General features: G+C 63.2%; 22 protein-coding genes. 10 read left to right on the forward strand and 12 right to left on the reverse strand.

From position 1 onward, the window contains the following. Positions 1-155: 155 nt before the first annotated feature. Entirely contained in the window at positions 156-1535 is a 1380-nt protein-coding gene (gene ffh / locus EAH75_RS07115) for a signal recognition particle protein (protein WP_140650080.1), read from the reverse strand. A 96-nt stretch (positions 1536-1631) separates the two neighbouring features. On the opposite strand from ffh, the gene EAH75_RS07120 reads away from it, so the two are divergent. After that, positions 1632-2429, forward strand: a complete 798-nt coding sequence (locus EAH75_RS07120) for a cytochrome C assembly family protein (RefSeq protein WP_140650447.1) — start codon at positions 1632-1634, stop codon at positions 2427-2429. Between the two features lie 9 nt (positions 2430-2438). Here EAH75_RS07120 and radA read toward each other — a convergent pair whose 3' ends face one another. The 7 genes from radA to EAH75_RS07155 form a co-directional block, all read right to left on the reverse strand. Further along, entirely contained in the window at positions 2439-3824 is a 1386-nt protein-coding gene (gene radA / locus EAH75_RS07125) for a DNA repair protein RadA (protein ID WP_140650078.1), read from the reverse strand. 88 nt (positions 3825-3912) lie between these two features. After that, positions 3913-5001, reverse strand: coding sequence for an alanine racemase (gene alr / locus EAH75_RS07130; RefSeq protein ID WP_140650075.1), 1089 nt, complete (start codon positions 4999-5001; stop codon positions 3913-3915). Positions 5002-5020: 19 nt separating this feature from the next. Beyond that, a complete protein-coding gene (locus tag EAH75_RS07135) occupies positions 5021-6415 on the reverse strand; it encodes a replicative DNA helicase (protein ID WP_140650073.1) in 1395 nt (464 codons plus the stop codon). A gap of 240 nt (positions 6416-6655) precedes the next feature. Continuing rightward, the gene (gene rplI / locus EAH75_RS07140) at positions 6656-7105 is read right to left on the reverse strand and encodes a 50S ribosomal protein L9 (protein WP_140650071.1); all 450 of its coding nucleotides are present in this window, start codon (positions 7103-7105) and stop codon (positions 6656-6658) included. 134 nt (positions 7106-7239) lie between these two features. Continuing rightward, positions 7240-7470 carry a 30S ribosomal protein S18 gene (gene rpsR, locus EAH75_RS07145; protein WP_007081973.1) on the reverse strand — a complete coding sequence of 77 codons (231 nt, stop codon included), beginning with the start codon at positions 7468-7470 and terminating at the stop codon, positions 7240-7242. Positions 7471-7484: 14 nt separating this feature from the next. Continuing rightward, positions 7485-7922: a 30S ribosomal protein S6 gene (gene rpsF, locus EAH75_RS07150; RefSeq protein ID WP_140650069.1), complete on the reverse strand. Its 438-nt coding sequence runs from the start codon at positions 7920-7922 to the stop codon at positions 7485-7487. A gap of 174 nt (positions 7923-8096) precedes the next feature. Then, a complete protein-coding gene (locus EAH75_RS07155) occupies positions 8097-8423 on the reverse strand; it encodes a HesB/IscA family protein (protein WP_140650068.1) in 327 nt (108 codons plus the stop codon). Between the two features lie 163 nt (positions 8424-8586). Between EAH75_RS07155 and asnS the strand changes: the two genes are divergently transcribed. The 7 genes from asnS to EAH75_RS07190 all read left to right on the forward strand — a co-directional run bounded on the left by asnS (position 8587) and on the right by EAH75_RS07190 (position 14616). Then, complete coding sequence (asnS, locus tag EAH75_RS07160; protein WP_140650066.1) at positions 8587-9987, forward strand: asparagine--tRNA ligase; 1401 nt, start codon at positions 8587-8589, stop codon at positions 9985-9987. Positions 9988-10001: 14 nt separating this feature from the next. Continuing rightward, positions 10002-10844, forward strand: a complete 843-nt coding sequence (locus EAH75_RS07165; protein WP_140650063.1) for a MalM family protein — start codon at positions 10002-10004, stop codon at positions 10842-10844. Continuing rightward, entirely contained in the window at positions 10841-11155 is a 315-nt protein-coding gene (locus EAH75_RS07170) for a hypothetical protein (RefSeq protein WP_140650061.1), read from the forward strand. The genes EAH75_RS07165 and EAH75_RS07170 overlap by 4 nt, the downstream gene beginning before the upstream one ends. Positions 11156-11171: 16 nt before the next feature. Next, positions 11172-11963 carry an SDR family oxidoreductase gene (locus EAH75_RS07175; protein ID WP_140650059.1) on the forward strand — a complete coding sequence of 264 codons (792 nt, stop codon included), beginning with the start codon at positions 11172-11174 and terminating at the stop codon, positions 11961-11963. Between the two features lie 78 nt (positions 11964-12041). Then, positions 12042-13508: an aldehyde dehydrogenase gene (locus tag EAH75_RS07180; protein ID WP_140804902.1), complete on the forward strand. Its 1467-nt coding sequence runs from the start codon at positions 12042-12044 to the stop codon at positions 13506-13508. A 14-nt stretch (positions 13509-13522) separates the two neighbouring features. Continuing rightward, the gene (can, locus tag EAH75_RS07185; protein ID WP_140804904.1) at positions 13523-14191 is read left to right on the forward strand and encodes a carbonate dehydratase; all 669 of its coding nucleotides are present in this window, start codon (positions 13523-13525) and stop codon (positions 14189-14191) included. Continuing rightward, positions 14188-14616, forward strand: a complete 429-nt coding sequence (locus EAH75_RS07190; protein WP_140650052.1) for a RidA family protein — start codon at positions 14188-14190, stop codon at positions 14614-14616. Before can ends, EAH75_RS07190 begins: the two co-directional genes overlap by 4 nt. 525 nt (positions 14617-15141) lie before the next feature. On the opposite strand, the gene hutG is transcribed toward EAH75_RS07190, so the two are convergent. The 3 genes from hutG to EAH75_RS19730 all read right to left on the reverse strand — a co-directional run bounded on the left by hutG (position 15142) and on the right by EAH75_RS19730 (position 17521). Beyond that, entirely contained in the window at positions 15142-15921 is a 780-nt protein-coding gene (hutG, locus tag EAH75_RS07200; RefSeq protein WP_140650050.1) for an N-formylglutamate deformylase, read from the reverse strand. 14 nt (positions 15922-15935) lie between these two features. Then, positions 15936-17282 carry a glutathione-disulfide reductase gene (gene gorA, locus EAH75_RS07205; protein WP_140804906.1) on the reverse strand — a complete coding sequence of 449 codons (1347 nt, stop codon included), beginning with the start codon at positions 17280-17282 and terminating at the stop codon, positions 15936-15938. Positions 17283-17383: 101 nt separating this feature from the next. Further along, positions 17384-17521, reverse strand: coding sequence for a hypothetical protein (locus EAH75_RS19730; RefSeq protein WP_170212217.1), 138 nt, complete (start codon positions 17519-17521; stop codon positions 17384-17386). Between EAH75_RS19730 and EAH75_RS07210 the strand changes: the two genes are divergently transcribed. Continuing rightward, complete coding sequence (locus tag EAH75_RS07210; RefSeq protein ID WP_241668905.1) at positions 17511-18833, forward strand: hypothetical protein; 1323 nt, start codon at positions 17511-17513, stop codon at positions 18831-18833. The genes EAH75_RS19730 and EAH75_RS07210 overlap by 11 nt on opposite strands. A gap of 97 nt (positions 18834-18930) precedes the next feature. Here EAH75_RS07210 and EAH75_RS07215 read toward each other — a convergent pair whose 3' ends face one another. Continuing rightward, positions 18931-20367: a hypothetical protein gene (locus tag EAH75_RS07215; protein WP_140804910.1), complete on the reverse strand. Its 1437-nt coding sequence runs from the start codon at positions 20365-20367 to the stop codon at positions 18931-18933. 361 nt (positions 20368-20728) lie between these two features. On the opposite strand from EAH75_RS07215, the gene EAH75_RS07220 reads away from it, so the two are divergent. Beyond that, entirely contained in the window at positions 20729-21115 is a 387-nt protein-coding gene (locus EAH75_RS07220; protein WP_140650041.1) for a BlaI/MecI/CopY family transcriptional regulator, read from the forward strand.

A 21115-nucleotide genomic window follows, 5' to 3' on the forward strand; every position in this document is an offset into this window, starting at 1 on the left:
CCAGAATTGCCGAATGAGCGGCAGGCACACGAGAGACGTGCGCGGTAAACGGGGCATTTTAGCGGGTTTTCGGGAAAAGGGAAGGCCTAGCTATAGGGAGCGGGGAACAGCATAAAGCTGTAAAGCTCCTGTCCTGTCCCTACTCCCGCTTTCGTTCAACGCATGGGCGGCAGCCCGCCCATCCCACCCACGCCCTTCATGGCACCACGCATCTGCCGCATCAGACCCTTGGTGCCGCCCTTGGACAGCTTGGACATCATCTTTTCCATCTGCATGTACTGCTTGAGCAGGCGGTTGACGTCGGCCGGCTGGGTGCCCGAACCGCGGGCCACGCGGGCGCGGCGCGAGCCGTTCAGCAGGTCCGGGTGGCGGCGTTCCTTCTTGGTCATCGAACAGATGATCGCGATCATCTTGTTCATCTCGCCGTCGTTGACCTTGGATTTCACGCTGTCCGGCAGGTTGCCCATGCCAGGCAGCTTGTCCATCAGGCCGGCCAGGCCGCCCATATTGCCCATCTGTTCCAATTGGTCCTTCATGTCGTTCAGATCGAAGCGCTTGCCCTTCATCACCTTCTGGGCCAGCTTCTGCGCCTTGTCCTGGTCGACCTTGCGCTCGACCTCCTCGACCAGCGACAGCACGTCGCCCATGCCGAGGATGCGCTGGGCCAGGCGATCCGGATGGAACGGTTCCAGCGCGTCGCTCTTCTCGCCCGCGCCAAGGAACTTGATCGGCTTGCCGGTGACATAACGTACCGACAGCGCCGCACCGCCGCGGGCGTCGCCGTCGGTCTTGGTCAGGATCACGCCGGTCAGCGGCAGCGCCTCGTTGAACGCCTTGGCAGTGTTGGCCGCATCCTGGCCGGTCATCGAGTCGACCACGAACAGGGTTTCGACCGGCGTGATCGCGGCGTGCAGCGCCTTGATCTCGGCCATCATCGCCTCGTCCACATGCAGGCGACCGGCGGTGTCGACGATCAGCACATCGACCACTTCGCGACGGGCTGCCGCGACGGCGGCCCTGGCGATGGCGACCGGGTCCTGGCCCGCCTCGGACGGGAAGAACTTCACCCCGACCTGCTCGGCCAGCGTGCGCAACTGCTCGATCGCGGCCGGACGGTAGACGTCGCAGCTCACCACCATCACCTTTTTCTTCTTGCGCTCAGTCAGCAGGCGCGCCAGCTTCGCCACCGTAGTGGTCTTGCCGGCGCCCTGCAGACCCGCCATCAGCACCACCGCCGGCGGCTGCTGGGCCAGGTTCAGCTCGCTGTTGGCGCTGCCCATCACCACGGTCAGCTCGTCGCTGACTACCTTGACCAGCGCCTGGCCCGGCGACAGGCTCTTGATCACATCCTGGCCAACCGCGCGCACCTTGATCCGCTGGATCAGCGCCTGCACCACCGGCAGCGCCACGTCCGCCTCGAGCAGCGCGATACGCACCTCGCGCAATGCTTCGCGAATATTTTCCTCGGTCAGCCGGCCGCGGCCGCGCAGGCGGTTGACGGTGGTGGAAAGACGTTGGCTGAGTGACTCGAACATGGCGGAACCGGCGAACAGGAAAGTGTTCGATTATAGCGGACGCAGTGGCCCGCTTGGCATGCATGCTGGCCAAGGCCTGTGCGACACTGCATGGCTATGATCATTCACGTCCTTGCCCTGCTCGCCATCGCGCTTTATCTGGCCGCCGCCGCAGGCCTGGCACGCCCTCTGCTGAGCGGCGAGCAGCCGTTGAACCGACTGGCGCTCGGCCTGGCCGGTGGGGCGGTGCTGATCCATGCGGGCATCCTGCTGGGCATGCATCGCGGCGCATTGGATCTGCATTTTTTCGCGGCACTGTCGCTGGTCGCTTTCGTGGTCTCGGCACTGACCTTGTTGGTGAACGCTTCGCGTCCGGTTGCTGCGCTCGGCGTGATCGTGTTTCCACTGACTGCGATATTGCTCGCGGTGGACAGCTTCGGCGCCCCGCCGACTCTGCCGCAGTCGATGGACTGGCAGATCAAATTGCACGTCACGGTCGCCTTGATCGCATTCGGCGTGCTGTCGATTGCCGCTGTGCTGGCCATCCTGCTGGCCGTGCAGGAACGTGCACTGCGCCATCGCCAGTTCGGCCCATGGCTGCGCGCGCTGCCACCGCTGACCTTGACCGAGACCTTGCTGTTCCGCCTGATCGGCGCGGGTTTCGTGCTGCTGACGCTGACCCTGCTGACCGGCGCCTTGTTCGTCGACAACCTGTTCGGCCAGCATCTGGTCCACAAGACCGTGTTGTCGATCGTGGCGTGGCTGGTATTCGGCATCCTGCTGTATGGCCGTTGGCGGCATGGCTGGCGCGGTCAGCGCGCCGTCAATCTCACGCTGACCGGCATGGCGGTGTTGCTGCTTGCGTTCTTCGGCAGCAAGGCGGTGCTGGAGTTGATCCTGCATCGCGGGGCGTAACCGGATCGTTCAACGACAGGCTTCAATCGCCTCGGCCAGCCGTTCCACTCCGATCACTTCCATCTCGCCAACCCGACCCTTCTTGGGCGCGTTTGCCTTGGGCACGATCGCGCGGCGAAAACCGTGGTGGGCGGCTTCCTTGAGGCGCTCCTCGCCGTTCGGCACCGGACGAATCTCGCCGGACAGACCGACCTCGCCAAACACGATGGCCTGTTCCGGCAATGGCCGGTCGCGCAAGCTGGACAACACAGCCAGCACCACTGGCAGGTCGGCCGCAGTCTCCTGCACACGGATGCCACCCACGACATTGACGAACACGTCCTGATCGTAGGCCGCCACGCCACCGTGCCGGTGCAGCACCGCCAGCAGCATGGCCAAGCGGTTCTGATCCAGCCCCAGTGCGAAGCGGCGCGGGTTGCCCAGTGACGACTGATCGACCAGCGCCTGCACCTCGACCAGCAAGGGGCGGGTGCCTTCGCGCGTCACCATTACCGCGCTGCCTGAAGTGGGGCCGCTGTGCGTGGACAGGAAAATGGCCGACGGATTTGGCACTTCGCGCAAACCCTTGTCGGACATCGCGAACACGCCCAGCTCGTTGACTGCACCAAAGCGGTTCTTGAACGCGCGCAGCACGCGAAAACGGCTACCCGCTTCGCCCTCGAAATACAGCACCGCGTCGACCATGTGCTCCAGCACGCGCGGGCCGGCAATGCCGCCTTCCTTGGTGACATGACCGACCAGGAATACCGAGGTGCCGGTTTCCTTGGCAAAGCGTGTGAGCTTTGCTGCCGATTCGCGCACCTGGCTGACCGAACCGGGCGCGGCGGGCAGCAACTCGGTCCAGATGGTCTGGATCGAATCGATCACCAGCACCCGTGGTCGCGTTGCCATCGCCTGCTCGAGAATCCGCTCGATGCAGGTTTCGGCCAATGCCCGCAGCGGCTCCAGCGGCAGGCCCAGGCGCTGCGCGCGCGCGGCGACCTGCGACAGCGATTCCTCGCCAGTGACATACACACTGGGCAGATGCGCACCCAGCGTGCCCAACATCTGCAGCAGCAAGGTGGATTTCCCGATGCCTGGGTCGCCGCCGACCAACACCACCGAGCCTTGCACCAGCCCGCCGCCGAGTACCCGGTCCAGCTCGCCGATACCGGTGAGTGTGCGTGCCTCGGTGGTCAATGCCACCGCGGTCAGCGGCGTGATTTGCGGCGCACCAGCCGCGCTGCCGGCATAGCTCGAACGCTGCGCCCCCATCGATGACTTTGCCGCCGATGCCGGCGTCAGCACGATCGCGCTGAGTGTGTTCCACACCCCGCACTCGACGCACTGACCCTGCCACTTGTTGTGCTCGGCGCCGCACTCGGTGCAGACATAGGCGGTCTTGGCTTTGGCCATGCGGGTTCCCGGCTGGATACTTTATGTGATGCGAACAGCTTAGCTTGCGCTCATCGCAAACCGCGAGACGCCGCGGCGTCAGACGCAGTCAGCTTTCGTCTTCGACGAACAGCACCCGACGGGTCATGCCACAGGTAAGGTCGTAGGAGATCGTGCCGGATTGCGCAGCGATCAGTTCAACCGGCAATTCCGGCCCCCACAGCAGCACGCGATCACCGATTTTCGCGGCCGGCGCGTGGCGCAGGTCCAGCGTGATCAGATCCATCGAAACACGACCGATCAGCGGCACACGCTGCTCGCCGACAAGTACCGGCGTGCCGGCCATGGCACTGCGCGGATAGCCGTCACCGTAACCGACGGCGGCCACACCGACCGGCATGTCTTCGGGACAGGTCCAGGTACCGTTGTAGCCGATGCGCTCGCCGCATTTGATCGGATTGATCGCGATCAAGCGCGTGCTCAGCGTCATCGCTGGACGAAAGCCGAAATCGGCGCCGGTCTTGCCGTCGACCACGGACAAACCGTACAGCAGGCCACCCGTGCGCACCCAGTCGCCGCGCGCGGCGGGCCAGCCAAGCACCGCGGCGGAATTGGACAGCGAACGCGGACCGTCGAACATCCCTGTCGCCTCGGTAAAGCAGGCGATCTGCGCTGGCGTCTGTTCGCCGTCGAACGCTTCGGAATCGGAGAAGTGGGTGAGCAGTCCGATCTCGGGATCGATACCCGGCATCGCGGCGAGTTGTGCATGCACTTCGGCCACACGCTCCGGCGCGAAACCGAGCCGATGCATGCCACTGTCGATCTTGAGCCAGACGCGCAAACGTCCGCGTGCCGGCTCGACCTGCGTCAGCCACTGCAGTTGCACCTCGTGATGGATCGCCGCGTCCAGCTGCAGTCGCTGCATTTCGGTGATGTCTCGAGCGTTGTCGGGCCCGGACAGCACCACGATGCGTTGCCGGTGTCCCGCCGCGCGCAGCCGCAGGCCATCGCCGAGTGCGGCCACGGCAAACGCCTCGGCTTCGCCGTTCAGCGCACGGGCAACCCGCTCCAGTCCGTGACCATAGGCATCGGCCTTGACCACGGCCATCACTTTCGCTGGCGCGGCCAGCGCCTTGAGCCGCGCCAGATTGTGGCGCAATGCGCCGAGGTGAATGGTGGCGACAGTAGTGCGACTCATGGCAAACAGACGTCCGGAATCAGTCGAACGACCCGACGAACGAGTCCGGTGCGTAGTTCTCGAACTTGGTGTAATGACCGAGGAAGGTCAGCTTGCAGGTGTCGGTGGGGCCGTTACGCTGCTTGCCGATGATGATCTCTGCCATTCCCTTGTCCGGCGATTCCTTGTTGTAGTACTCGTCGCGGTAGATGAACATGATCACGTCGGCATCCTGCTCGATCGCGCCGGACTCGCGCAGGTCGGACATCATCGGACGCTTGTCTGCTCGCTGTTCCAGCGAGCGGTTCAACTGCGACAGGGCGATCACCGGCACGTTCAACTCCTTGGCGAGGCCCTTGAGTGAACGCGAAATTTCTGAAATTTCGGTGGCGCGATTCTCCTTGTTGCCGGGCACCTGCATCAGCTGCAAGTAATCGATCACGATCAGGCCCAACCCGCCATGCTCGCGATGCAGCCGGCGCGAGCGCGAGCGCAGCTCCACCGGCGACAGGCTGGGCGTGTCGTCGATGAAGATCTTGGCATCGGACAGGATCGAGATCGCGTTGGAAACGCGCGGCCAGTCTTCCTCCTGCAGATCGCCGTTGCGCAGGTGCTGCTGATGGATGCGGCCGACCGACGAGATCAGGCGGAACGCCAGCTGCGAAGCGGACATTTCCATCGAGAACACCACCACCGCCTTCTTGCTGCGCAGCGCGGCGGTCTCGGCGATGTTCAGCGCGAACGCGGTCTTGCCCATCGACGGTCGCGCCGCCACGATGATCAGATCCGACGGCTGCAGGCCCGAGGTGAGGTTGTCCAGATCATTGAAGCCGGTAGTGATGCCGGTGAGCTGGCCGCGATTCTCGTAGCGCTCGGTGAGCAGGCGGAAGGCATCCTTCACCGCCTCGCGCATCGAGACGGAATCCTTCTTGCCGCGCGCACCCGACTCGGCAATGTGGAACACGCGCTGCTCGGCGCTCTCCAGCACCTCCTGCACGCTCTTGCCTTCGGGTCGGTAGCCGTCCTCGGTGATCGAGGTCCCAGCATCGATCAACTGCCGCATCACTGACTTTTCGCGCACGATATCGCCGTAGGCTGCGATATTCGCTGCGCTCGGCGTACTGTTGGCGAGTTCAATCAGATAGCTGGCGCCGCCGACCATCTCGGCCAGGCCGTTACTGTCGAACCAGTCGCCCAGGGTCACCGCGTCGCACGGCATGCCCTTGTTCGCCAGTTCGTTGATCGCGCGCCAGATCAGCCGATGATCCTTGCGATAGAAATCCTGCTCGGCCAGCCGATCAGCCACCTTGTCCAACGCATCCGGCGCCAGCATCAAACCGCCAAGCACCGCCTGTTCGGCATCGATGGAATGCGGCGGCACGCGCAACGCCTCGATGGCAGGAGATGAGGGTTTGCGTTCGGGCACGAAGGACATCGACTTACCTCACGGAGGGATTGCCTCACGAAAAACGGGCAGCACGCGGACATCGCGCGAACGGCTGCACTGATGGCCATCATACGCGGCGCTATCTCAACTACCGAGACAATAACTCTGTGGATAAGCTGTGCGTTGCTGGGGATAACACATACTTCTTTCCCCGTTGCCTGGGCCGAAAAGAAAACGGGCGCCATGCGGCGCCCGTTTGCTTCCATCAATGAAAATGGAGGTATCGGCTTACTTGTCGCCGACCACGATCACCTTGACCGTGGTCTGCACGTCGGCGTGCAGGCTCACCACCACGTCGTACTCGCCGGTGTTGCGAAGCGGGCCTTCGCCCAGGATCACTTCACCCTTGTTGACGTTGTGACCAGCCGCGGCGAGTGCCTCGGCGATATCGCGCGGGCCGACCGAACCGAACAGCTTGCCTTCCGCACTGGCGTGCGCGGAGATCGTCACCGAGACGTCGGCCAGCTTGACCTTGCGCGCCTCGGCGTCGGTCAGCATAGTGCCGGCTTTCGCTTCGTACTCGGCGCGCTGCTGCTCGAACGCAGCCAGATTGGCAGCGTTGGCACGCACGGCCTTGCCCTGCGGCAACAGGTAGTTGCGGCCGTAACCTGGCTTCACGTCGACCTTGTCGCCGAGCGTGCCGAGATTGCGGACTTTCTGCAGAAGAATGAGTTCCATGATGCTTCCTTTTCGTTAGCACCGGTGTGGTCCGGCGCAGCCAGGGGACGGTTGTCCGAAGGGTGTCTGAAGTCGCACCCGGCCATGGCCGGGCGAAACCGCTGACCACAGCACGGGGCTGCGGTCAGCCACGCTCAGACGTCGTGGTTGTCGGTGTACGGCAGCAGCGAGAGGAAGCGTGCGCGCTTGATCGCGGTGGCCAGCTGACGCTGATAGCGCGCCTTGGTACCGGTGATGCGGCTCGGCACGATCTTGCCGTTCTCGGTAACGTACTGACGCAGCGTGTTGAGATCCTTGTAGTCGATCTCCTTCACGTCTTCAGCGGTGAAGCGGCAGAACTTGCGGCGGCGGAAAAACTTGGACATGGTCTGGATTCCTATCAGTCGTCGCTGTCGCGATCGTTGTCGTCGCGGTCACGCCCACGCGGGCGGCCCTCGCCTTCGCCATCACCCTCGTCGTCACGGCGACGGGTGGACTTGGCGTCATCCTTTTCCTTCGACTTCAGGATGAAGGACGGCTCGGTATCGGCCTCGTCACGACGCACGACCAGATGGCGCAGCACGGCATCGTTGAAGCGGAAACCCGACTCCAGCTCGTTCAGCGCGTTCTGGCTCACTTCGATGTTGAGCAGCACGTAATGTGCCTTGGCCAGGTTCACGATCGGATAGGCCAGCTGACGACGGCCCCAGTCTTCCAGGCGGTGGATCTTGCCGCCGTCGGTCTCGATCAGCGCCTTGTAACGCTCGAGCATGGCCGGAACCTGCTCGCTCTGGTCAGGGTGGACCATGAACACAACTTCGTAATGACGCAGGGTCATTGTGGTTTGACTCCTTGTGGATGCGGCCTTGCGGCCTCGCAGCCTCCCGCTGGTGCGGTGAGGCAAGTGTCCTGTCAGCTCCCGGACGGGTGCAGACAGAAGCGGGATTGTACGATGCCGGCGAATGATCGCGCAAGTCATTGAAAACCATGACTGCTACGGCGCAAACGCCGATCAGCTGATGGTGAAACTCTCGCCGCAGCCGCATTCGCCAGTGGCATTCGGGTTGTGGAACACGAAGCTGGCGTTGAGGCCCTGGCGCTGGAAGTCGATCACCGTGCCCTCGACCATGGCCAGGCTCTTGTCGTTGACGATCAACGGCAGGCCGTCCACCTCGACCAGTCGATCACCCTCGCCGATCGACTCGGCCAGATCCACCACATAGGCAAACCCGGAACAACCGGTACGCTTGACCCCGAAACGCACCCCGGCGGCCGCAGGCGTGCCCGAAAGGAAATGGCGCATGCGTTCGTTGGCAGCGGGGGTGATGGTGATGCTCATGACGATGGACCCTGCCTCGATGGTCTGTACAGCTAATGGCCCGGAAAGTCGCGGCACGGGCAACAGCTACATTATCATGCCGCTTTGGCCTTGCGCGTCGCAGCGCACGCGCCGTTCATCATCCAAGTGCCGACACGCGGCGCAATAGCAGGAGTTTCAATCCATGGCCGTGGTCAGTGTGAAACAGGCTCTTTCCGGCAAGCTCGAAGCCGGCAGCACGGTAACCGTACGCGGCTGGGTGCGCACGCGGCGCGATTCCAAGGCTGGCCTGTCCTTCGTCAACGTCACCGATGGCTCCTGCTTCGACCCGATCCAGACCGTGGTGCCGGCCACACTGGCCAACTACGACAGCGAGGTGAAGCACCTCACCGCGGGCGCCAGCGTGATCGTCAGCGGCACCCTAATGCCGTCGCAGGGCAAGGGCCAAAGCTTCGAGCTGCAAGCAGACGAAGTGACCGTCACCGGCCTGGTCGATGACCCGGAGACCTACCCGATCCAGCCCAAGCAGCACTCGATGGAATTCCTGCGCGAGGTCGCCCACCTGCGTCCGCGCACCAACCTGTTCGGCGCGATCACCCGCGTACGCCACACGATGATGACGGCGATCCATCGCCACCTCACCGAGCAGGGTTTCTTCTGGATCAACACCCCGATCATCACCACCTCCGATGCCGAAGGCGCCGGCGACATGTTCCGGCTATCCACGCTGGACCTGGCCAACCTGCCGCGCGACGAACAAGGCAAGATCGACTTCCGCAAGGACTTCTTCGGCCGCGAGGCATTCCTCACCGTATCTGGTCAGCTCAACGTCGAGGCGTACTGCCTGGCGATGAGCAAGGTCTATACCTTCGGCCCGACCTTTCGCGCCGAAAATTCCAACACCGCGCGGCATCTGGCCGAGTTCTGGATGGTCGAACCGGAGATCGCGTTCGCCGACCTCACCGCCAATGCCGATTGCGCCGAGGCCTTCCTCAAGGCGATCTTCAAGGCGGTGCTGGACGAGCGCCCGGACGACATGGCGTTCTTCGCCGAGCGCGTGCAGCCGGATGCCATCAGCCGGATGGAAGCGTTCATCGCGCAGCCGTTCGAGCGCATCGACTACACCGATGCGATCACCATCCTGCAGAAGTCGGGCGAGAAGTTCGAGTACCCGGTGGCCTGGGGCATCGACCTGCAGACCGAGCACGAACGCTACCTGGCCGAGAAACATATCGGTCGTCCCGTGGTCGTAATGAATTACCCCGAAGCGATCAAGGCGTTCTACATGCGCTTGAACGATGACGGGAGAACCGTAGCCGCGATGGATGTGCTGGCGCCGGGCATCGGCGAGATCATTGGTGGCGCGCAGCGCGAAGAGCGACTGGATTATCTGGACCGGCGCATGGTCCAGTTCGGCCTCGATCCCGCCACCTATGACTGGTACCGTGACCTGCGCCGCTACGGCACCGTGCCGCATGCCGGCTTCGGCCTCGGCTTCGAGCGCTTGCTCGTCTACATCTGCGGTCTGGCCAACATCCGTGATGCCATTCCCTATCCCCGTGCGGCTGGAACAGCCGAATTCTGAGTATCTTGTCTGCCATGTCGTATCGCTCACCTGCCACCATCGTCGCCTTGGCTCTCGTCCTCCTGCTGGCGGGCTGCCACAGCGCCAAGGTACTGATTCCGCCAAACCTGCGGCCACCGGCGGAGGATTCCGCCAGTACGCTCAAGCAGGCCCGTCAGCAGTTGCTGCAGGCAACGCCATGCTGCAGCAGCTTTGCCGACTTCTCCTATCGCAGCATGCTGCCCTGGCAGCCGCAGAAGTTCACACTGGGCGGCGGCAGCATGGTCGCCAACCTGAGCGGCACGCACAGCTATTTTCTCGCCTTCCGCCTGCCAGCTGACGTGAAGCTGCCATACCAGGTGGCTGTGAAATCGGAATTGAATGGCCGCTGGCTGCATGCCAGTTATCTGTTCGCGCCCACCGTCGTGCTGCTGGATGAGGGCTTTCAGCCGATCCACTCCGAGGACATCGGACTGTGCGAGCACATGGGCTGGAGCGACGAGACCACCGGCGCCTTCGGCAGCCTCAAGGTCAGCGATCCGAAGGCTCGCTATCTGCTGGTCTACAGCTCCGCCGAACAGCAGTCCGGCAAGACCTATTGGGAACAATCGCCAGCGTCGATTTCCAACACCACCGCAGCGACACTGAAGATGAATTCCACCGGCAGCTTCAGCATTCCGCATGGCCCGGACGGTTCGCTGTGGGTCGGCATGATGAACAAGACTTACGAGAAAGCCATCGGAAGCGCAATCTGCAAGAAAGCGCCTGAAGGCGATGGTTTGCTCAATAGCTTGCGTGCCGCATTGCCGCTACCCTGGAGCAGCAATAGTGGTGGCACCGATAATGATGGCAAGACCAGCCACCCCAACTCGCCATGATCGTTCTGTATCTCGCCCTGCTGGTGGGTGGCGTTGGCCTGTTCGTAGTGTCGTACATAGCCCAGTTCCGATTAGCCGCGCTGCTGCGCAAACGCTATCCGCAGCACTGGCAGGTGATTGCCGAGCCGGAACACGGCAAGACCTCGGCATTCCGCACCTGGATCCGCATGCAGCATGTACTGCGCTCACCCGTGTTGCCGGCACTGGGCGATACGACCATCAATGGCTGGCGTCATGCATGGCGTTACGGCCCATGGCTGGGCTGGCTGTGCTGGTTTGCAGCGCTGGCAATGCGCCTGCTGCTGCACTGACCTCGAGGAACACCGCATGCAACTGGATCTGAGTGGACGCCACGCGCTGGTGTGCGGTGCCTCGCAAGGCATTGGCCGCGCCAGCGCGATCGAACTGGCCGAACTGGGCGCGAACGTCACCTTGCTGGCGCGCTCAACCGATGCGCTGCGGACCGTCGCCGAAAGCCTGCCGCGGGCGCACGCCGGGCAGCACCATGACTGGCGCAGCGTCGACATGCTGGACACTGCCAGCCTGCAGGCGACGGCCACCGCGATCGCCGCCGGCGAACCAGTACATATCCTGATCAACAACACCGGTGGACCGCCAGGCGGACCGGCAAGCACGGCTACCGCGGCCGAGTTCGAGAGCGCGTTCCGGCAACACCTGCTGGGCGGCCAGGTGCTGCTGCAGGCCTTGCTGCCCGGCATGCGTGCCAGCGGCTACGGTCGTATCGTCAATGTGATCTCCACCTCGGTGAAGGAGCCAATCGCCGGGCTGGGTGTTTCCAATACCGTGCGCGCCGCCGTTGCCGGCTGGGCCAAGACCCTGTCCGGCGAGCTCGCTGCCGATGGCATCACGGTGAACAACGTGCTGCCCGGCTACACCCGCACCAGTCGCCTCGATGGCCTGCTGGCTGCCAAGGCGGCGGCCAGTGGCCAGGGCGAGGACGAGATCGCGCAAGGCCTGATTGCCACCATCCCGGCTCGCCGCTTCGGCGAAGCTGGCGAAGTCGCCGCAGTGATCGCATTCCTTTGCACACCAGCGGCGGCCTACGTCAACGGTGTCAGCATCGCGGTCGATGGCGGGCGCACCCGCGCGTTGAGTTGAGCCAGACAACACCCCTGGACGCCACGCATACGCCAGCGTCCGGTGCATTTGCGGCACGCTGGTTTTAAGCTTGTGCAGATGCCCACCCTGCGCCTTGCCAATCTGATCGACGGTCGCCTGCAGGCGCCACACCACGATGCATGGCTGCAGGTGCATGAGCCGGCTACCGGGGCGGTATTCGCGATTTGTCCCGATTCAAGTTCGCTCGATGTCGACACCGCGGTCGAAGCTGCCGCCCGTGCGGCCCCGGGTTGGGCCAACACCCCGATTGAACAACGTGTGCATCTGCTACAGCGGCTGGCCGACCTGATCGAGGCGCGGCTGGAGGAATTCGCCGCGCTGGAATCGCGCGACAGCGGCAAGCCGCTCAGTCTCGCGCGCCGGCTCGACATTCCCCGCGCCGTCAGCAATCTGCGCTATTTCGCGGCGGCGATCACCGGCTGGAGCAGCGAGTCTCACGCGATGGAAACCGGCATGGCCGGCACCGGCGCGATCAACTACACCTTGCGCCAGCCGCTCGGTGTGGTCGGCTGCATCAGCCCGTGGAACCTGCCGCTGTACCTGTTCACCTGGAAGATTGCGCCCGCGCTCGCCGCTGGCAACACGGTGGTGGCCAAGCCCTCGGAGGTGACCCCGTGCACCGCTGCCCTGCTCGGCGAGCTGAGCATCGAGGCCGGCTTTCCACCCGGCGTACTGAACATCGTGCAGGGACGTGGCCCCACAGTCGGCCAGGCCATCGCCGAACATCCGCTGGTAAAGGCGATCTCCTTCACCGGCAGTACCGCCACCGGCGCGCGTATCGCCAGCATGACTGCCGCACAGTTCAAGAAGGTATCGCTGGAAATGGGCGGCAAGAATCCGGCGATCGTGTTCGCCGATGCCGATCTTTCCGACGCAAACCTGGACACCATCGTGCGCTCGGGCTTCGCCAACCAGGGCGAAATCTGCCTGTGCGGCTCGCGCCTGCTGGTGCAGCGATCGATCCTCGAAGCCTTCCGCGAACGTTATCTGGCGCGCGTGCAGGCACTGCGCGTGGGCGATCCGGACGACGCCGACAGCGATCTCGGTGCGATGGTCTCGCAAGCGCACTACGATAAGGTGCTTGGCTGCATCGAGCAGGCCCGCACCGAAGGCGGCCGCGTGCTGTGCGGCGGCGAGGCAATCAGCCTGCCCGGCCGCTGCGCCAACGGTTGGTTCATCGCACCGACCGTAATCGATGGCCTGTCCTCCGCCGCGCAGACCAACCAGCAGGAAATCTTCGGCCCGGTGGTCAGCCTGATCCCGTTCGAGGACGAGGCCGAAGCGCTGGCGATCGCCAACGACAGCAGATATGGTCTCGCCGCCTCGCTGTGGACGCAGGATCTGTCGCGTGCCCACCGGCTCGCCGGCCAGCTGGAATACGGCATCGTGTGGATCAACTGCTGGCTGTTGCGCGACCTGCGCACGCCGTTCGGCGGCGCCAAGCAATCGGGGCTCGGACGCGAAGGTGGCAGCGACGCCTTGCAGTTCTTCACCGAGCCGAAAAACATCTGCATTCGCTACTGACGGGAACCAGGATATTGAACAGCCCCCTGCAAGCACTGATCGACAGCAACCGACGCTGGTCGGCCGCCGTACGCGCGGAAGATCCGCATTTCTTCGAACGCCTGGCCAAGCAGCAGGCACCGAAGTATCTGTGGATCGGCTGCTCCGACTCGCGCGTGCCGGCGACTCAGATCGTCGACCTGCCGCCGGGCGATATTTTCGTGCAGCGCAACGTCGCCAACGTGGTTTCGCACACCGATCTCAACTGCCTCAGCACGGTGCAGTTCGCGGTAGACGTCCTCAAGGTGGAGCACATCATCATCGTCGGACACTACGGCTGTGGTGGCATCCAGGCCGTGCTGGACGAGCGCCGGCTCGGCCTGGTCGACAACTGGCTGCGGCATGTCGGTGAGGTGGCCGAGAAACATTCCGCCATGCTCGCCGCGCTGGACCTGATGCAGCTGCGCAACAACCGCCTGTGCGAGCTCAACGCAATCGAACAGGTCTCCAACATCTGCCATACCACGATGGTGATGGACGCCTGGGAACGCGGCCAGAAACTGTCTGTGCATGCGTGGTGCTACAGCCTGGACAACGGCCACGTGAACGATCTGAACATGCACGTCACCTCGCGCGAAACCCTGCTGCCCGCCTACCACAATGCGATGCAGCAGCTGGTCCGGATACCGGAACCGCGGCGGTGAGCGAAGGCATCCGCACCGATGCAGCGCCCGCCCCCGTCGGCGCCTACCCACATGCACGCCGTGTCGGCAACCTGCTGTTCCTCTCCGGCGTCGGCCCGCGCCAACCCGGCGACAACGTGATCCCAGGCAACGTGCACGACGCGGACGGTCGGCTGGTGAGTTACGACATCGAGGCGCAATGCCGACAGGTATTCGCGAACGTGCGCGCCGTGCTGGAGGCCAGCGGAACCGCGTGGACCGACCTAGTCGATGTCACCGTATTCCTGACCGACATGCAACGCGACTTCGCCACCTACAACCGGCTGTATGCGGAATATTTTGCCGGGGTCGACGCCTGCCGTACCACGCTGGGCATCAGTGCCCTGCCGACGCCGATCGCGATCGAACTGAAATGCGTCGCAGCGCTTTCAGCAAGCCAGGGCTGACAACTTCGCCCTTGGCGAATGCAAGCCGATCAGGCAGCACTCATGAAAAACCCCGCCGATCTGCACCGGCGAGGTTTCGGTCCACAACAATTCAACCAACCGACTGTCAGCCCGCTGTGCTGGCAGAAGCCGGGGTGGCAGCGGCCTTGTGATGGTGGTGCTTGTGGTGATGAGCCTTGGGCGCTGCAGCCGCCGCCGGAGCTGCGGCGGGTGCGGCTGCAGGTGCTGCCTGTGCCGCTGACGCAGCCGCCTGCGGAGCCGCAGTCTGAGCCAGCACGGAACCGGAAAGCGCAACGCCAACAACGAGCAGGGAAGCAATCAGAAGTTTACGCATCATGATGTAGAGCCTCGAATGATCAAGGTATCGCGAACCCGGCCGGAACCCGGCAACTCGGGTGGCGCGACGTACCGACAATGCGGCGAAAACGAGATACCGGGGCTGAACGCCATGCGGGCCACTCCACACCCGGCGCACGCAAGATCTTGACTTTCATCCAGCGCGATCGAACACGCAATAACCTGCGTCTATTCCAGGCAAAACCGCAGCATCCGGCCAATCAATTCCTGCACCGCCGGTGCCCTCTCCTCGTCGTATTCGAAGCTTGCTTCATCCATGTAATTGAGCTGTACCAGCTCCAGCTGCACGGCCTGCACGCCCGCCTCGGGATTGCCGTAGTGCCGGGTGATGTAGCCGCCCTTGAACCGGCCATTGACGGCAAAACTGAAGCGCGGCTGCGATTCCAGGCAAGCCTGCAGTTGCGATTGCAGCAACGTACCGCAACTCGCCCCCGTCGCCGTGCCGAGGTTGAAGTCGGGCAAGCGCCCCTCGAACAGCATCGGCACCTGGCCGCGGATGGAGTGCCCCTCCCACAGCACCGCTCGACCGTGTTCTGCACACAGTCTCGCAAGTTCATGCGTCAGGGCCTGATGATAGGGCTGCCAGAATTCATTTATCCGCCATTGAACTTCGCTGCTATCCGGCGCGCCTCCCTCCAGATACAGCGGTTCGCCATCGAATCCGATTGTCGGTATCAGGCCGGTCTCGCGTTGCCCCGGATATAGCGCGTGCCCGTCGGTCGGTCGGTTGAGGTCGATCACGTAGCGCGACGCCAACGGCTTCAGCACGCCGGCACCCAGCGCCTGCGCCAACGGCTCGTACAGCCGTCCCACATGCCAGTCGGTATCCGGCGAGCGGCGCGCTGCGGGGTGCATGCGCGCGGCGATGTCGTCCGGAATGAAGCTGCCGTCATGCGGCAGGCTGATCAGCAGCGGCACGCGGCCGCGCTGCAGAGTGAAGTTGGCCATGCGTGGCATTGTACTCAGTCCATCAGCACGAGTTCTTCCGCTGAGCTGGGGTGGATCGCCACTGTCGCATCCAGATCGCGTTTGCGCAGACCTAGCTTCAGGGCAACCGCAAAGCCTTGCAGTATTTCGTCAGCACCCGGGCCCAGCACGTGGATGCCAAGCACGCGCTCATCGCTGCCCACGCAGACCAGCTTCATCAGGCTCTGTCCATGCCAACCAGTCAGCGCCCACTGCATCGGCGTAAATCGGCGGCGATAGACGATGACTGCATCGCCATGCAGCTCGCGAGCTGCCTCCTCGGTCAGGCCGACCATGCCGAGCGGTGGTTTGGAAAACACCACGCTGGGAATATTTTCGTAGTTAAGCTGAGCGTCTGGTTGACCGCCAAACAGCCGATCCGCCAACCGCCGACCAGCCGCCACGGCTACCGGCGTCAACGCCTTGCGCGCGGTCACGTCGCCGACCGCATGCACGCCCGCAACATGGGTGTCCTGCCGTGCATCGGTCAGCACATGACCGCAGTCGTCGGTAACCACGCCGATCGATCCAAGCTGCAATGCTTCGGTGTTGGGCACCCGCCCGACTGCCCACAGCAAGGCGTCGTACGGCCCGCGGGAACCGGCCACGGCATCGTCGATCAGAATGCCGCCGTCAGCACGATGCACCGTCTGCACGGCGCTTTGCATAGTGATGCGAATGCCCTGCGCCGCCATCAGCTCCTGCAATGCGTCCACCATTTCCGCATCGAAGCCTTCCAGCAGGCGATCGTGCGCCAACATCTCCACCTCACTGCCGAGCGCCTGCAGCAAACCGGCAAATTCCACCGCCACATAGCCACCGCCCACAATCGCCAGGTGGTGCGGCAATGCCTGCAACGCAAACACATCGTCGGACACCATGCCCAACCGAAAACCCGGCAAGGGCAACGTGCGCGGACGGGCGCCGGTGGCGATCACGATCCGAGCGGCATGCAGCTGGCTGCCATCGGTCAGTTCGATCGTGTCGGCGGTGACGAAGCGGCCGGCCTGACGAATCAATTCCACACCCGCCTCATGCAGACGCTGCGCGTAACGCTGGTCGATCGCGTCGATGTAGCGTGTGCGCACCTGGCGGAAGCGTTCCCAATCCAGCGAGCCCGGCTGCGAGGCGAAGCCCACGTCGACCGCAAACTGCTGCGCCTGTGCCCACTGCGCGGCAAACCACAGAGCCTTCTTTGGCACGCAACCGCGATGCACGCAGGTGCCACCCAACGCGCCCGGATCCAGCAAGGCAACCCGCGCGCCATGCTGCGCGGCGCGAAAGGCGGTAGCCAGGCCGCCGGAGCCAGCGCCGAGCACGATCAGGTCATGGCTTGCCGTCATTGAAGCGTCCTCGTGAGTTGTTCCGAATCTACCGCATGCCGGCTGGCGTCACCGTCAAACCGACACTAATGCCCACCTTTCAGGTTGCGACCCTTTCGCCTTCACCGCATCGCGAACGGGTCGACCGAATCCAGGTCGCCGGGTGCTTGCTTGGCGGCTGATTCGCGGGCACGCTTGACCCGAATCATCCCCATGGGTTTGAACATGCCGATCCGAGCGCGGTCCAGAATGGTTTCCATCGTGGTCTGTGTCGGCGCGTTGCTGATACCGGCAGCGCTGGCACAAAACTTCAGTCCCGCGGCTATCGCGATGTTCAACGCGCTGAACCAGCAACCCAACGATCTGGCCCGTTACGTCTACCTGGTCAGGACGATGCCCGAACTTCCGGTATCCGACCGTGCGCTCGCGATGCAGATGTTTGCCTCCACCGAAGACGAACTCGGCCTGTACAACGAAGCCCTCCGCGACTTCCCGCTGAAGAGTCATGTGGCGGCAGACACCACGCTTCCAACCGTGGCTGAATGGAAGTCCGCCGACGCCGCCGACGTCATCACGAAGCTGGCCGGCGACCATCGCCTCGTGCTGATCAACGAGGCGCACCACGACGCCCACACCCGGCAACTTACGCTGGCCCTGCTGCCACGCCTGCGGGCGCTTGGGTTCAACTACTTCGCCGCCGAAGCGCTGCTGGACAAGGATGATCAGCTGATGCAACGAGGCTATCCGGTCAAGAGCAGCGGCACCGAATACCTCCGCGAACCCTCGTACGGCGACATCGTGCGCCTGGCGATCAAACTGGGCTTCAAGGTCGTGTCCTACGATGTGGACAACGGCACCACGCAGGAACGTGAACTCGGTCAGGCAGAGAACCTGAACCGAAAGGTGTTTGCCAGGGATCCCAACGCCCGTCTGTTCGTCCACGCCGGCTACGCGCATATCGACAAGGCCAAGGGACGCTTGGGCAAGACCCTGCCGATGGCCGTGCAGCTGCAGAAGTTGACCGGCATCGTGCCACTGTCGATCGACCAGACCCAGTTCCGCGAACAGATCCCGAGTGAGCAGGACGCCTACCAGAACCTCATTGCTGCGTTCAAACCCGAGGGCCCTACCGTCTTGCTCAACCGGGCCGGCAATCAACCGTGGAGCGCCCATCCGGAGTTGTACGACCTCAATGTGATCCTGCCACCCTCAGGCTTGGGAGCTGTCGAGAGCGGATACGTGCAACCCTCGACGATCGTGCACGACATGGTGCGCAGCCAGCCCATGCTGGCGCACTTCGTCAATACACAGCGCCCCGAGTGGCTCACCCTGCATGACCAGCGCTTTCCGTATACGGTCAGCACGACGCTCTGCAAGGTCACCACACCCTGTGTCGTCGATGCGCACTACATCGATGAGTCCAACGATGCCATCGCTGCCGATCGGTACACCTTCATGCAGGGCGATACGGTGAGCAAGCTGTATCTGCGACCCGGGCGCTACCGTTTGCGAGCCTGGGATATCCGCGGCAGAACCCTCTCCGAGCAAGTCATCAACGTCCAACCGCGATAGTTCACACGCGACTCCCGACAAGCCGGCAAGTGTCCTTCGTCGGGGACTTGGGCAGACCGGTTGGTCGATCATTCACGGTGAAACGAATTCCGGTCGATCACGGATTCGCGACCTGGATGTCCTGTTCGTTCAAGGTGTCGCCGTCGACGTCGACTGTGCTTAACCGGTACGAGCCTGGACGCAGATAGAGCACATTTTTCGCATCCTGCAGGAACAGGTAGCGATCGGCTGGAATCGCGGCAGCTGACTCTGCTGCGTAGTGCGCCTCGACCAGGCATGGGAATTTCCGCGCACAGAATTCGGTGTCGACCGGTACCTCGACACGCTGACCATCGAGCGAGAGCCAGTCAGGACGGTGCCCCCCGTTCGCTGGTGGCATTACCGGCCGTCTCTGGTTATCGATGCGCAGCTGGATCGCACCTTGTGTGTAATCGGAAGGTGCTGAATTGGCCTGAGGCAGAATCACGCTGAGGTCATAGACAGTGGGCCTGGCGCTCCAGGGAGTTCGGCCAGAGTCATGCAGCAACACGATGGCACGCGTGGGGTGAAACTCGGCGATGATCAGGGCGTAGGCATCCATGCTGGGCCGCTCCGGCACGTCGCCGGGACCCCAGCCAGGCCGAGGCAACATGGGCTGCTGGATGGTTTCAAACTTCTTCAGTGCGTGTTTGAAGACGTTGTACGCCAGTACTTCGCTCCTGGGATTTTCTTCCCGGATGTCGGTCTGATCGACGGACAAAGGGGCGATTCCGCTGAGCTTGCTCAGTTGCATGGCCATCGGCTTGACCGGCCCGAGTCTCCCGCGCTGCTTGTCGATATGCGCGTAGCCAGCATGCACAAACAACTTCGCCTCGGGATTCCTGGCGAAGACTCGTTCGTACAGATTTTCGGCCTCACCGTCCTCGCGCTCCTGTGGTGTTCCGTCCGCATCGTAGGGGACGATGACGAAGCCAAGCTTGATGGCTTCGCGCACGATGTCGCCATACAACGGCTCGTGGAGATATTCACTGCCACTCTGGCTAACCGGATAGCCTCGTTTCATTAGTGAAGCCTCTCGTTCGTCGAGGGCCTCGGCAGCGAAGTAGGTGAATCCCATGGCGCGCAGACGCGGCAGCAGAGCCAGGGTCAGCTCACGCGTATGCGCATCGTGATGCGCCTCATTCACCATCACGATGCGGCGATCGCGGGCCAAGGTGACAATGGCATCAACCGCGTCCACTGCTTGCCAGTCTGCTGCCTTGGGCGGCACCAAGTCAGACGGCAGACGACTGCGTAGCGGAAAATCACGGACGGCCTCGCTGTACAGGCCCAACTCGGCTTCGCTGGATGCCAGCAGCTGCTGACCCATTGGCTGATCCGCTTTCGGCAGCAGGGGTATCGTCGCAACAAGGTAGCTGTAACGGGGGAGTTCCTGGGTAAGCGGCTGTATACCCTCAAGCAGGTTTCCCAGCGTTTTCTGCCCTGCGTGGACCTCAACGCAGATAGACGCAATCCCGAGCAAGACCCATGTAGCGGTAAACAGGCGCTGATGCATGACTTGCTTCCCATGCGTTACCTGCCACCAGATTAGGTTTGCCTGCGCTTGCACGCAAGGGTATTTGTTATGGATGGCAGCTATGCGCCGATGGTTGATTCACGCGGTGAAGCATTACTTCTCTGCGGCGGCATCGCCGGCCTTTGATGTTCGCGGCACCGGTGGGAGGAAGGCGCCAATTTGACGCGGCGCCTGGCGGGTGATCGCCGCTGCCGGGAGTGCAGCCTGGCCTTCGTCTGTCCTGCACCCGTATGCACCTGTGCAAGCCGCTGTTTGCCCAAGAGGGGCATTGCAGTAGTCGACGGAGGTGCTATACAGTCCACTTTTAAACTACACGTGTAATCCTAAACAGGAACCCTCCATGCCGAACAAGCAGATTGCCATCAGCGATGCCGAAAGTCGGGTGATGGATGTGCTGTGGCAGCGCGCACCGCAAACCTCGGAAGACATCGTTGCCACCCTGCTGGAACCCACCGGCTGGCACGAAAAGACCATCCGTACCCTGCTCAACCGCCTGCTCGGCAAGGGTGCCGTAAGCGCGCAGAAGGACGGCCGGCGCTACCTCTATACGCCCCTGTTGCGCCGTGAGGTGTGGCAACAGCAGGAGAGCCGCAGCCTGCTGGATCGCGTGTTTGGCGGCAAGGTTGCGCCGCTACTGACGCACTTCAGTCAGCACGAGAAACTCTCGACGAAAGAGGTAGCCGAACTGCGCAAGCTGATTGACGCCATCGAGAAGAAGGGGCGCTGA

The sequence above is a fragment of the Rhodanobacter glycinis genome, assembly GCF_006438785.1.
Classification (GTDB): Bacteria; Pseudomonadota; Gammaproteobacteria; order Xanthomonadales; family Rhodanobacteraceae; genus Rhodanobacter; species Rhodanobacter glycinis_A.